We start from the raw sequence: 12,654 nt of genomic DNA on the forward strand, positions 1-12,654 counted from the left end.
AAATTACGAATATTGAGAAACTTCGCTTTGGTATAAATCCAATGCATCGTCCATAGTCATGTCCGCGGGAGGGGAAGCAACGGTTTGCGGACGAGTAGGTTCTGCTGCTTTAGCTGCTTTCGACTTTACTTGATATTCAATGTAAATATTATCTTTACCAAAATAATCTCTGAGTTTAGCAAGTAATTCATCGAGAGGAGCAACTTTCCATTGCGGACCAAGTTGAAGCTCGGCTTGAGCATAAGGTTGATCAATCTGTAGCTGTAGAGTGATATGTTGATGCATATCTACATTGCAAAATGGCAAGATTATGTTTTGTAAATCTTTTGCCAAAGTGGCTTGCATAAACTCTTCTGTTAATTTGATCTGAATACTGTTAGCACGTTTTTGTCGTATTTCATTTAATGTAAAAGCCTTAGTTAAACGGCCCATCGGACGTTCAAAGCCTTCTCTTTCATAAATTTCGCCTTCAAAGACAACAACACGTTCAACTTGAATAATATCTTTAAAACGTTGGAAACGTTCATGGTTGCAACTTACTTCAATACGAGCTGTACCATCATCTAGTACAATAACTACGCGATTTGGGAAGTTTGCGACGTCAATGACTAAACCTGCATAGACTGTTGTAACACCACGACGTGTAGCCGTAATTTCATTTAGTTTCACAGGAATAAAAGCTTTAAGCTCTTGGCGGTAAACATCGATTGGGTGACCAGTGAGATATAGACCAAGCGTGTCTTTTTCGCCTTTTAGACGAACCTCGTCACTCCACGGTTTAACAGGTTTAGCTGGCTTACGCTGAACTTCTTCAACCTCACCAAATAAATCCATAATACCGCTTTCACGGTTACTGCGAGCTTGTTCAGCAGCTTGAACAGCTTCAGGCAATTGCGCCATTAAGCTTGCACGTTCTATTCCTAAGCAATCGAGTGCACCTGCACGGATCAACGCTTCAAGAGTACGCTTATTGATTTTCTTCAAATCAATACGATGGCAAAAATCGAATAGATCTGTATAAGGACCAAATTGTCGACGAGAGTCAATAACTGACTGCATCGCTTGCTCGCCAACGCCTTTAATTGCACCTAAACCATACACAATAGTTTTATCATCGCTCGCATGGAAATGATAAGTCGACATATTGACGGATGGTGGTAAAACTTCTAGGCCATTATTTCGGCAGTCATCAATTAAAAATACAACACTGTCGGTGTTCTGCATTTCTGATGACATTACCGCTGCCATAAACTCAGCAGGATAATGTGCTTTTAACCAGGCAGTGTGGTAAGCAACGAGGGCATAAGCGGCAGCGTGAGATTTGTTGAAACCATAGCCTGCGAACTTTTCCATATAGTCAAAGATATGGTTGGCTGTACTTTCATCAATCCCTTTTTCTGCAGCACCTGCCAAGAAAATTTGGCGCTGCTTAACCATCTCCTCAGGTTTCTTTTTACCCATTGCACGGCGTAGTAAGTCCGCGCCACCGAGCGTATAACCCGCACAGATCTGTGCAGTCTGCATCACCTGTTCTTGGTAAACCATAATCCCGTAAGTTGGCTCTAATACACCTTCAAGAAGTGGGTGAAGATATTCAAAATCTCCACCATGCATACGGTGAATAAAGTCAGGAATAAGATCCATTGGACCAGGACGGTACAATGATACGAACGCAATAATCTCTTCAAATTTACTTGGACGTGCTTCTTTAAGCATTCGTTTCATGCCGACGGATTCAAACTGGAATACCGCGGTCGTATTTGCATCAGCAAAGACAGAATATGCTTTAGCATCATCAAGTGGAACATGCGAAATTATGAGTGGATCATTACTATCGCGATTTTTATTAATATTTTGAATTGCGTCTTCAATAACGGTTAAGTTACGTAAACCCAAGAAGTCGAATTTGACGAGACCTGCTGCTTCTACATCGTCTTTATCATATTGAGCAACACGGCTGGTTCCGTCTTCATCACAAAGCACAGCCGAGAAATCGGTAATCTTACCTGGTGCAATAACAACACCGCCGGCATGTTTACCAGTATTTCGAGTGATACCTTCCAATTTTAGAGCCATTTCCCAGATTTCACTCGCATCATCATTATCTGGGTTTGATGGGTTGGTAACGATATCTTTAAGCTGAGGTTCCATCTCGATAGCAGTGGCTAAGTCCACACCGAGCGGTTTAGTCGGTACCATTTTTGAGATACGGTCAGCTAAACCGTAAGACTTACCCAATACACGGGCAACGTCACGAATTGCACCTTTTGCCGCCATCGTACCGAAAGTTGCAATTTGTGATACGGCTTCACGTCCATAGGTACGGGAAACATAATCAATGACGCGGTCACGTCCGGCAATACAGAAGTCGACGTCAAAGTCGGGCATCGAAACACGTTCTGGGTTTAAGAAACGTTCGAAAAGTAGATCGTAACGAAGAGGATCAAGGTCAGTAATTTTTAAGCTATAGGCAACGAGTGAACCCGCACCTGAACCACGGCCTGGTCCTACCGGAACGCCATTATTTTTTGCCCACTGGATGAAGTCCATGACGATAAGGAAGTAACCAGGAAAACCCATTTTGAGGATAATGCCGACTTCGTAATCAATTCGTTCATCGTAAGGTTTACGAATTTCAGGCCAATCTTCGCCACGTTTTTCGACAGGGTAGAGATAATCTAAACGTTCTTCTAAACCTACTTTAGACAAATGCTCAAAGTAAGTGTCAATGGTAAAGCCATCTGGAATTGGATAGTCAGGTAAAAAGTAGGTGCCAAGTTGTAGGCTAACATTACAGCGTTTTGCAATGTTATAGGTGTTTTCGATAGCACTTGGGATATCTGAAAACAACTCAATCATTTCGTCCGAGGTTTTAAAATGTTGCTCAGGACTATATAAGCGTGGACGACGGTCATCTGCTAATACATAGCCATCAGCAATACAAACACGGGCTTCGTGAGCTTCAAAATCTTCTTTTTCTACAAAGTGCACATCATTATGCGCAACTACACCCACATTATATTGAGCTGCAAGTTTAGCGGCTTCTTGAATAAAGTCTTCTTCACCGGGACGATCGGTACGTGTTAAAGCCAGATAAACACGGTTACCAAATTTTTCGATCCATGCTTCTAAAAGGGGAGCGGCTTTTTGAGGGTTAGATGAGCAAAGCATCTGACCCACATCACTATGTTGGCCAAGTAAAACAATAATATCTTGATGCTGTTCAAGTACCCATTCTTTTTTTACACATGGAATACTAAGTTGTTGACCTTCAATAAACCCGCGTGAAACGATTTCGGTTAGACTTTTCCAGCCTACATTACTCATTGCAAGTAAAGTTGCACGATGTTGAGCATCGTCAAGGCGGATTGTGCTACCTAAAAGCGGTTTAATTCCTTTTTTTAAACAGGAATTATAGAATTTTACGGCGGCATGAAGGTTTGATAGATCGGTTAATGCCAGCGCAGGCATTTGGTCTTTAACCGCAGCATTGACCAAGTCAGGTATGCGAACTATCGACTCTGTAATCGAAAATTCTGTATAAATACCTAGATGAACAAACTGCATAAACCAATCCTTAATGCGACCGAAGCATAGTTTAGCACGCAAAGTTAAAAGGAAATGCTTAATATTTTGGCAAACTGTTATGGATTTTATTATTTAACAAGAATCATTTGAACATCTATTGTACAGATTTAATATGAAAGAGCTTATTTTTAAGAAATAGAGCCAACCCAAACTTTGTGTTTGGGTTGGTTGAAAAACTTAGTACTGCCAGAACATGCGCTGAATTTCTTTCGTGTCATTCGTCTTAGTAAGAGCTAAAGCTGCAAGAAGACGCGCTTTTTGAGGGTTTAAATCATGTGCTGCTACCCAACCATATTTAGAGTCAGGTTGTTCTGCATCACGTAATACGAAACCTTGTGCGACACGTGATGAACGGATAATTTGAATACCGTTTTTGTCGTGAAGATTTTGTAAGGTTGGTACGATATATTTTGGTACAGAACCGTTACCAGTACCTGCATTAATGATCGCTTTAGCACCAGCTTTTGCATAAGCTTCATATGCATCTGGAAGCATAGAGTCCGAACCATAAACGATCTGTACAGTTGGAAGAGCATCGCCTTTAATATTTTCAATATTAAATTCTGAAGCATTTGTATGACGTTTTACAGACTGTCTGAACCAGTATGGTTTGCCTTCAACTAATGTACCTAAAGCGCCCCATTGGCTAACAAAAGCATTTGTATGAATATTAATACCTTTAGTTACATCACGTGCAGCAAAAATAGAGTCGTTCATAAGAACCATAACGCCTTTATTTTTTGCATCATCTGAAGCTGCTAAAGCAACTGCACTATAAAGGTTAAGTGGACCATCAGCTGAAAGAGCAGTTGAAGGACGCATTGAGCCAACAAGTACAATCGGTTTATCAGTATGAATAACCAAATTTAAGAAAAATGCTGTTTCTTCTAAAGTATCTGTACCGTGTGTAATTACGACACCATTAACAGATGGCTTTTTAACAAGCTCATTCACTTGACGAGCAATTTCTAATAATTCCTTATCAGTAATACTCTCAGAAGCGATTTGTAAAGCTTGAATACCAGTTACATTTGCCAAATCTTTGATTTGTGGAACTGCGTTAATTAGGGTATCAACAGGAACTTTTGCAGCAGTATAAGTTGCACTATTTGCCGAGCTTGCGCCAGCACCAGCGATAGTACCGCCAGTGGCAACTACGACAACATTATTTTTTGCATAAAGTGGGAGAGAGCAGGCTAATAAGCCCATCGCTAAACCTAAAGATTTAACAGTTTTAGTCAACATCGAAAATATCCTTATGAAGTGACGAAGTAAAAGTTTGTCGAATATGTGTGCTTTTCCTAAGCAAAATACATACCATGTAAGACATATTCCAAACTTGTTTGAATAAAAAGCATCCCTGAATAGCATTTTGTTTCACCAACAATTGCTTAGTCATTGCTTTTATTTAGCGCTAATAAATAACATGAATAAAATAAAAAATCTATTAAGTTTTTCTAATTTATCTCGATTTGTTTATTTTTTAAGATAAATAAATAAAATGATTTATTAATCTTTATAAAATTAAAAAATAATAGAGTGGTTTCAATTCTTGTTTATTGCTTTGTATATGCAATATATTGATTTTTAATTGGATAGTCTGAATTTAAATTAATGGAAATGTTTTTTTATTTAAGCTGAATAATAATATCAATAGTTTAATGTGAATAAGTCTTAGTAAGCTGAATTAAAATTTAGTCATTTGATTTTTATTTTTTAAGGTATAAATTTTATTTGTGTAGATTTTATTCTATTTTTAAGGTTTTGATTGAAGAAATTTAATAGGGCTAATAGACATTATTGGCCTACTATTTAATATAGAAATACTGATAAATTTTTATTGTTTAATTTTAGAATAAAAAAAGAGCAATTTTATAAGGTCATATAAAATTGCTCTTAAGTTGGGAGAGTGGGAGAAAAGAGAAACTTATGCGGTCGTTTGTTCTTGAGTTGATTTAATTAATACTGGCTCTGGTAGTTCTTCAGTATCAGCCACTTTATCGCCTTCAAGCTTGGCAACAACTGCGGTAGCAATACTGTTACCTACTACGTTTGTTGCAGTACGGCCCATATCAAGGAATTGATCGATACCGAGTAATAAGAGAATTCCGGCTTCAGGTAAATGGAACATAGTGAGTGTTGCTGAAATAACCACAATTGAAGCTCGTGAAACACCAGCAATACCTTTACTTGTCACCATTAGGGTTAACAAAATTAAGACTTGCTGAGTAAAGCTAAGATCAATATTGTAAGCTTGAGCAATAAAGAGCACTGCAAATGTGGTGTACATCATTGAACCATCTAGGTTGAACGAATAACCTAAAGGTAATACAAAGCTCGTTACTTTTTTAGGCACACCAAATTTATTTAGTGCATCCATAACTTTAGGATAGGCTGATTCACTTGAAGCTGTAGCAAAAGCAAGGGTTACAGGTTCACGAATTAATTTACCTAAGCGGAAAATATCTTTTTTAAGTACGATTGCACCTACAGAGAATAAGATGATCCACAGTAATAAAAGACCGAAGTAGAACTCTGCGATTAAAATGCCATAGTCAACAATCAAGCCTAAACCTTGTACTGTAATTGCTGAAGCGATTGCTGCAAATACTGCAACAGGTGCAAACATCATGACGTAATCGGTAATGCGGAACATGATCTTGCTGAGTTCATCAGTCAAACGAATGATAACAGAATCTTTTTCTTTGCCTTGATTTACAAAAGCAAGGGCTGAGCCAAAGAAAATAGAGAAAACAAGCACTTGTAAAATATCATTGTTTGCCATTGCTTCGGCAATACTGCGTGGGAAAACATGGCTTAAAAATGATTGTAGAGTGAAACCTGTAGTCGCTGGAACAGAAGAGCTACTCAGTTGCTGTGCAGTTGGTAATACTAAATCTAAAGCTGCACCAGGTTGGAAAAAGTTTGCCAAACCCATACCAATAGCAAGCGACACGAATGAAGCAGTAATAAACCAAGTCATTGATTTAAGGGTGATACTGCCGATTGATGTAGATTTCCCCATTGAGACAATGCCTGAAACAATTGTGGCAAATACCAATGGAGCAATAATCATTTTGATAAGGCGTAAAAAGATATCTGTAGGTATGTTGAGATAAGAAGCGATTTGCTTCAGTTGTTCACCTTCATTAAAGAAGTGGTGACAAATCCAACCTGTCAGTATGCCAAGTAAAATAGCAACAACAATATACTTGAGCAATTTCTTTTGCTTCATGTGAACCTCTATCCATTTGATTCAATCATCCTTTGATGGGAGTTGGATGATCGAAAGCTTTCCTTGTTAGTTCAGTCCGGTCCTTCTAACGATGTTATCTTCCTAGATTTGTATCTGTTTTAACCGAATTGAATATGGCGATGTTGTTATGGAGATGGATTGTTGCTCGATTTTGAAGCAGTGTGAAATGCAAAAAAATATTGATCCATGCATTTTTTGCATAATAAAAATTTGCTAAGTGGACAGAATATAAGTAATTTTGAACGTATGGTAAAAATATAAAAATAAAAACTTGAACTAATTTTTAAAATTAAAAGAATGAGAAATTTTATAAAAATAATTTAACTTCAATGTCTTATTTTTAGATAGTGCAGTGTAGTGAAAATGTGTAATTCTTCTTTTGTAAAAATGAATAAAATAAAATTATAAAAAAAGCACCTAGTTTAAGATGCCTTTTTTATTATGTATTTTTTTAACGACGATTGGCTAAGAAACGCCCTAGTCGTGTAATTGCTTCACGTAATTCATTTTCAGCAGGTAGGAAAACCACACGGAAATGATCTGGAGTTGGCCAATTAAAGCCTGTACCTTGAACCAATAAAACTTTTTCTGCACGTAGCAAATCAAGCATTAACTTTTCGTCATCTTCAATTGGATAGATGTTCGGGTCGAGGCGAGGGAAACAGTACATTGCTCCATCTGGTTTTACACAGCTTACACCTGGAATTTCATTAAGCATTTCCCAAGCAATATTGCGCTGTTCGTATAACCGGCCACCAGGACGAATCAAGTCATTAATTGATTGATAACCGCCTAGGGCAGTTTGAATCGCATATTGAGCTTGAACGTTTGCACATAGGCGCATTGATGCCAACATGTCTAATCCTTCGATATAGTCAGCAGCACGGCTTTTATCACCCGTAATTGCCATCCAACCTGAACGGAAGCCTGCAATACGATAAGCTTTTGATAAACCATTAAAAGATACACAAAGCTGGTCGCCAGCTAATGATGCTACTGAAACATGTTCAATACCGTCATAAATAATTTTGTCGTAAATTTCATCAGCAAATAAAATTAGATCATATTTTTTTGCAATCGCTACAATCTGTTCAAGAATGTGGCGTGGATATACCGAACCCGTAGGATTGTTTGGGTTAATGATGACAATACCGCGAGTATTCGGAGTAATCTTACTTTCAATATCAGCAATATCTGGGTACCAGCTATTTTCTTCATCACATTTATAATGAATTGCCGTGCCGCCTGAAAGATTAACTGCTGCTGTCCAAAGCGGATAATCCGGCATTGGAATCAGCATTTCGTCTCCGTCATCTAATAAGCCTTGCATAGCCATTACGATAAGTTCAGATACGCCATTACCAATATACACGTCATTGACATGCATATTGAGAATTCCTTTTTGCTGGTAATACTGACAAATTGCTTTACGAGCAGGGAAGATACCTTTTGAGTCAACATAACCAATTGCATTTGGTAAGTTTAAAGCAACATCATTAATAATTTCTTGTGGTGCTTCAAATCCAAAGGGAGCTGGGTTACCAATATTCAACTTGATAATCTTATGTCCTTGCTCTTCCATTTCATTGGCGGCTCTTAAAACTGGCCCACGGATGTCATAACAAACATGCTCAAGCTTCGATGATTTTTTGATTTCTCGAGTAGATGGCATGGAATGGAGGGTAGCAGTATTTTTAGACATAACGGGATTCACTTTTGCATATCGGTATAAATAACTTTTAAATGTTTTAACTGTTACCAAATTTAGATCATGTTGATCTTTCAATAGTTCAACAATTTTTTCATGGGTAAAACCCGATTGTTGATATTGTTTAATAATTGGTAGTAGTTGTTGGAAAACCACACTTTTTTTCTGAGACATGTTCTGTCCTATACAACCGTGCGCACTTAGAATAGCACTATGTTTGCTTGCTTTAAAGCTAATTAGTAATAAATTTGCTTACTTTTGATTTTGTATTTTGCTTACTTTTTGCTTTTTGTTCTTTATATGTTTAAATTCCAACAAATTTTACGTTCAGAGACTAGTGTTTTTGTGATGAATGGCGTAAATATAAAACTCGATCATCAGAAATGTTTACTTCAGAATAAAAGGTGTATGTCATGGGAAAAGTCAATAAAACAGACCGGGAATGGCAAAGAGAGTTATCACCAGAAGAGTATCGGATTACACGACAAAAAGGCACTGAACCTGCATTTACGGGGCAATACTGGAATACTAAGCAACATGGTACCTATGTTTGCCGTTGCTGCGGCGCAGAGTTGTTCTCATCAGATACCAAATATGATAGCGGTTGTGGTTGGCCAAGTTTCTTCCGTCCTATCAATGGTGCAGTCATTGATGAACATGAAGATTTAACGCATGGTATGGTCAGAACTGAAATTGTTTGTCATGATTGCGAGGCTCATTTAGGGCATGTATTTGAAGATGGACCACAGCCGACTGGTTTGCGCTATTGCGTAAACTCGGCATCATTACAACTTAAAACAGAAGAAAAAAATGATGAGGAAACCTATCCATGAGTAATATTTATCAGTTTGAAGCTGAGCTGTTAGAGGGTGAAGTTAAGCAGTTTGCTGATTACAAAGGTAAAGTTTTACTAATTGTAAACACTGCCAGTAAATGTGGTTTTACCCCACAATTTGCTGGTCTCGAAAAACTTTATGAAAAATATAAAGATCAAGGATTAGAAGTTTTAGGTTTTCCCTGCAACCAGTTTGGTGGGCAAGATCCAGGAAGCAATAAAGAAATTGGTAGCTTCTGTCAGCGTAACTATGGGGTGAAATTTCCTATGTTTGCTAAAGTTGATGTAAAAGGTCCGGAAGCCCATGTAATTTTTAGATATTTAACACGTGAAGCTAAAGGTATTTTGGGCAGCAGTAGCATTAAATGGAACTTTACCAAATTCTTGGTAGGTAAGGATGGCGCTGTTTTAAACCGCTATGCGCCTACCACTAAACCTGAAGCTTTAGAAGCTGATATTGAAAAAGCTTTAGCGAGTTAATTGTTTAAATGAACGCTATTCCTCAACCTTTTGAGTTTTGGCAAGATGTTCGAATGCCGTATGTTGAAACCAGAAGGTCCTGTTTTAGCCGAACATGTTATAAGTCTCATAGTCATCCAACGTTTTCTATCGGGGCTATAGACGAGGGGAATAGCGTTTTTCAAAGTTCATTTGGTACGCCCCAAAAAATTGGTGCTGGTACTTTGGTGATCGTACCCGCACATATTGAGCATTCATGTAACCCTTTGCCAGATCGGGCTTGGAGTTACCAGATGCTACATTTGGATACAAGGTGGTTAAATCAGCTTTATTCAGAATTTCGAGAACATGGTTTGGATTTGCTTCTGCCACAGCATAAACCTCTGATAATAAGAGAAGAAAATTTATATCAGGCTTTTTCTGATATGAATGAAACTTTATTCGATCCTGAAAAATTAATTATTGAAAAAGAACAGTCGCTGATCTATTGCCTTACCCAGTTTTTACTCCCTCATTTCGTATTAGAAGAAATACAAAAAACTGAATATTTGTATGAAGATTTTTTGGACTTAATTCATATCATTAAATCGTCAGAACAATTTATTTCTCTTGAAGAGCTTGCAGAGCAGGTTGGTCTTAGTCGATATGCAATCATTCGTTTATTCAAGGCCAATGTTGGTTTAACCCCACATGCCTTTCAAATTAATTTAAAGATTAATCAAGCCAGAGCTCAATTAAAACAAGGGATTTCACTCGCAGAGTTAGCTGTCAATTTAGGCTTTAGTGATCAAAGCCATTTTCATAAAGCTTTTAAAGCACATACAGGAATTACTCCTCGACAGTTTCAACTTGCAGCAGCGCAATAATTTACAAGAAATTATTTTTCTCTATTTTTAAGCTACTCCATACAGTTTTAAAGATGAAATCGTTATGGAAGTTTTTTTGGTTATCGCCTTTACTCACTTTTTAGCACTCCTATCTCCGGGACCAGATTTTTTTCTTATTCTGACCAGTCTTTTGCAAAAAGGAGCGCGTTATACCTATGGCGTTATTCTGGGAATTACTTTGGGTAATGCTCTTATCTTAATGGTATGTATATTTGGATTTATGGTGCTTGGCAATTTAAGTACAACGATTCTTTTAGTACTTAAATGGCTGGGGGCTGGATATTTAGCTTATTTGAGTTTTCTTTGTTTTAGAGCCACTCAAGGAACAAACTTAAATATTACTGTTGCTGAAAATAGTTTGGTTGAACAAGAGTCTAGTTATAAGAGTAAAGCTAAAAGCTTGGTTCTGGGTTTGCAATCCAGTCTTCTTAATCCTAAAAATATTATGTTTTATAGTAGTTTAATGCTACTTATTCAACAGGAATTTAGCTTATTTCAAAAATTACTAATGAGTATATGGATGACAGGAGTGGTTTTCGGGTGGAATTTATTATTAGTTCGTTTATTGCGTCAAGAGCGTGTATTGGCACAGATTAAACGCTCTGCTAGAGGAATATATTATTGCTCCAGTCTGGCTTTCATTTTTTTCGCAGTGTTATTGGTTGCCTATAGTTAAAGCAGATCGCATAGCCTTCTAAATAAAACTGAAGGCTATGCAATTTTGCTGGGTTTAAAGAATCGCTTTTAAACGTTTAACAACTTCTTCACATTGTGCCAAATCTGCTACTAAAGCCATACGCACATGATTGGCACCAGGGTTACCTTGTTCGGTATCACGAGATAGATAACGACCCGGTAAAACTTTAATGTGTGCTTTTTCCATCAGCATCTTGGCAAAAGTTTCATCATTATCGACTTTTAACCAGTAATAAAAACCGGCATCAGGTTTTTGTAATGGGAGGAGATGACCTAGCTCAGATTGGAATAAATCAAACTTTGCACGATATTGCTTACGGTTTTCTTCAACATGGTTTTCATCGTTCCACGCTGCGATTGAAGCAAGCTGGTGTTGTACTGGCATTGCAGCGCCGTGATAGGTGCGGTATTGCAAATATGGCTTTAACAGATCGGCATCACCCGCTACAAAACCTGAGCGCAAACCCGGTAAGTTTGAACGCTTTGAAAGTGAATGAAATACGATACAGTTTTTGTAGTCATCACGACCAAGCTCAGCACAAACTTCTAATAGACCAGTAGGTGCTTGGTCAAACCAAAGCTCTGAATAGCATTCATCAGAAGCAATAACGAAACTATATTGATCAGATAAGGCAATTAGCTTTTTAAATTGTTCTTTGGAAAGCACAGTACCTGTTGGGTTACCCGGTGTACATACAAAAAGTAGGGCTGTCTTTTCCCAAACTTCTGCTGGTACTGCATCAAAATCACCTAAATAGCCATTTTCTTCCGTGCAATTAATGAAGTATGGCTTTGCACCTGCAAGTAAAGCCGCACCTTCATAAATTTGATAAAACGGGTTCGGCATCACCACATAAGGTGCATCTTCACGATTAATTAATGCCTGTACAAAAGAGAAAATGCCTTCACGTGTACCAGAGACGGGCAAGATGTGGTTTTCAGCACTAATGCTGTTAAGTTTAAAGCGCTTAGTTAACCAATCTGCAATGCTTTGGCGAAGCTCAGGTAAGCCTTTACTGTTTGGATAAGTTGATAAATGGTTAAAGTTATCAATAATAGCCTGTTTAACAAACTCTGGTGCTGGATGCTTAGGTTCGCCAATTGATAGAGGAATCAAGGGAAGGTTAGCAGGAGTAGTATCCTTAAAAAGTTGGTTTAACTTTTCAAATGGGTACGGGTGTAATAACGACAAGCTAGAGTTCATTAAACAGTTACCAAGTAGTTG

General features: G+C 37.8%; 9 protein-coding genes. 4 read left to right on the top strand and 5 right to left on the bottom strand.

Annotation, left to right across the window (positions count from 1 at the left end; genetic code table 11):
• Positions 1-3: 3 nt before the first annotated feature.
• From dnaE to J663_RS11260, 4 genes are all read right to left on the bottom strand, one after another.
• Positions 4-3,567 (bottom strand): DNA polymerase III subunit alpha, encoded by a 3,564-nt coding sequence (gene dnaE / locus J663_RS11245; protein WP_033849760.1) that lies wholly within the window; start codon positions 3,565-3,567, stop codon positions 4-6.
• A 198-nt stretch (positions 3,568-3,765) separates the two neighbouring features.
• Complete coding sequence (locus tag J663_RS11250; protein WP_005069712.1) at positions 3,766-4,833, bottom strand: type II asparaginase; 1,068 nt, start codon at positions 4,831-4,833, stop codon at positions 3,766-3,768.
• A 682-nt stretch (positions 4,834-5,515) separates the two neighbouring features.
• Positions 5,516-6,823 carry a dicarboxylate/amino acid:cation symporter gene (locus tag J663_RS11255; protein ID WP_033849763.1) on the bottom strand — a complete coding sequence of 436 codons (1,308 nt, stop codon included), beginning with the start codon at positions 6,821-6,823 and terminating at the stop codon, positions 5,516-5,518.
• Positions 6,824-7,295: 472 nt separating this feature from the next.
• Positions 7,296-8,726, bottom strand: coding sequence for a pyridoxal phosphate-dependent aminotransferase (locus J663_RS11260; RefSeq protein ID WP_005069706.1), 1,431 nt, complete (start codon positions 8,724-8,726; stop codon positions 7,296-7,298).
• A gap of 239 nt (positions 8,727-8,965) precedes the next feature.
• Between J663_RS11260 and msrB the strand changes: the two genes are divergently transcribed.
• The 4 genes from msrB (at position 8,966) to J663_RS11280 (ending at position 11,409) form a co-directional block, all read left to right on the top strand.
• Positions 8,966-9,385 carry a peptide-methionine (R)-S-oxide reductase MsrB gene (gene msrB, locus J663_RS11265; RefSeq protein ID WP_002114184.1) on the top strand — a complete coding sequence of 140 codons (420 nt, stop codon included), beginning with the start codon at positions 8,966-8,968 and terminating at the stop codon, positions 9,383-9,385.
• Complete coding sequence (locus J663_RS11270) at positions 9,382-9,867, top strand: glutathione peroxidase (protein WP_005069704.1); 486 nt, start codon at positions 9,382-9,384, stop codon at positions 9,865-9,867. Before msrB ends, J663_RS11270 begins: the two co-directional genes overlap by 4 nt.
• Before the next feature lie 8 nt (positions 9,868-9,875).
• The gene (locus J663_RS11275) at positions 9,876-10,712 is read left to right on the top strand and encodes an AraC family transcriptional regulator (protein ID WP_033849766.1); all 837 of its coding nucleotides are present in this window, start codon (positions 9,876-9,878) and stop codon (positions 10,710-10,712) included.
• Positions 10,713-10,776: 64 nt separating this feature from the next.
• Complete coding sequence (locus tag J663_RS11280) at positions 10,777-11,409, top strand: LysE family translocator (protein WP_033849768.1); 633 nt, start codon at positions 10,777-10,779, stop codon at positions 11,407-11,409.
• A gap of 54 nt (positions 11,410-11,463) precedes the next feature.
• Here the strand turns inward: J663_RS11280 and dapC are convergent, their stop codons facing one another.
• Positions 11,464-12,633, bottom strand: a complete 1,170-nt coding sequence (gene dapC, locus J663_RS11285; protein WP_033850156.1) for a succinyldiaminopimelate transaminase — start codon at positions 12,631-12,633, stop codon at positions 11,464-11,466.
• Positions 12,634-12,654 lie beyond the last annotated feature (21 nt).

It is taken from the genome of Acinetobacter sp. 826659 (assembly GCF_000588515.1).
Taxonomy (GTDB): Bacteria; Pseudomonadota; Gammaproteobacteria; order Pseudomonadales; family Moraxellaceae; genus Acinetobacter; species Acinetobacter pittii.

Excerpts from the sequence above, each read along its gene's own strand:
- dnaE (WP_033849760.1), bottom strand. The coding sequence starts at position 3,567 with ATGCAGTTTGTTCATCTAGGTATTTATACAGAATTTTCGATTACAGAG.
- J663_RS11250 (WP_005069712.1), bottom strand. The coding sequence starts at position 4,833 with ATGTTGACTAAAACTGTTAAATCTTTAGGTTTAGCGATGGGCTTATTA.
- J663_RS11255 (WP_033849763.1), bottom strand. The coding sequence starts at position 6,823 with ATGAAGCAAAAGAAATTGCTCAAGTATATTGTTGTTGCTATTTTACTT.
- J663_RS11260 (WP_005069706.1), bottom strand. The coding sequence starts at position 8,726 with ATGTCTCAGAAAAAAAGTGTGGTTTTCCAACAACTACTACCAATTATT.
- msrB (WP_002114184.1), top strand. The coding sequence starts at position 8,966 with ATGGGAAAAGTCAATAAAACAGACCGGGAATGGCAAAGAGAGTTATCA.
- J663_RS11270 (WP_005069704.1), top strand. The coding sequence starts at position 9,382 with ATGAGTAATATTTATCAGTTTGAAGCTGAGCTGTTAGAGGGTGAAGTT.
- J663_RS11275 (WP_033849766.1), top strand. The coding sequence starts at position 9,876 with ATGAACGCTATTCCTCAACCTTTTGAGTTTTGGCAAGATGTTCGAATG.
- J663_RS11280 (WP_033849768.1), top strand. The coding sequence starts at position 10,777 with ATGGAAGTTTTTTTGGTTATCGCCTTTACTCACTTTTTAGCACTCCTA.
- dapC (WP_033850156.1), bottom strand. The coding sequence starts at position 12,633 with ATGAACTCTAGCTTGTCGTTATTACACCCGTACCCATTTGAAAAGTTA.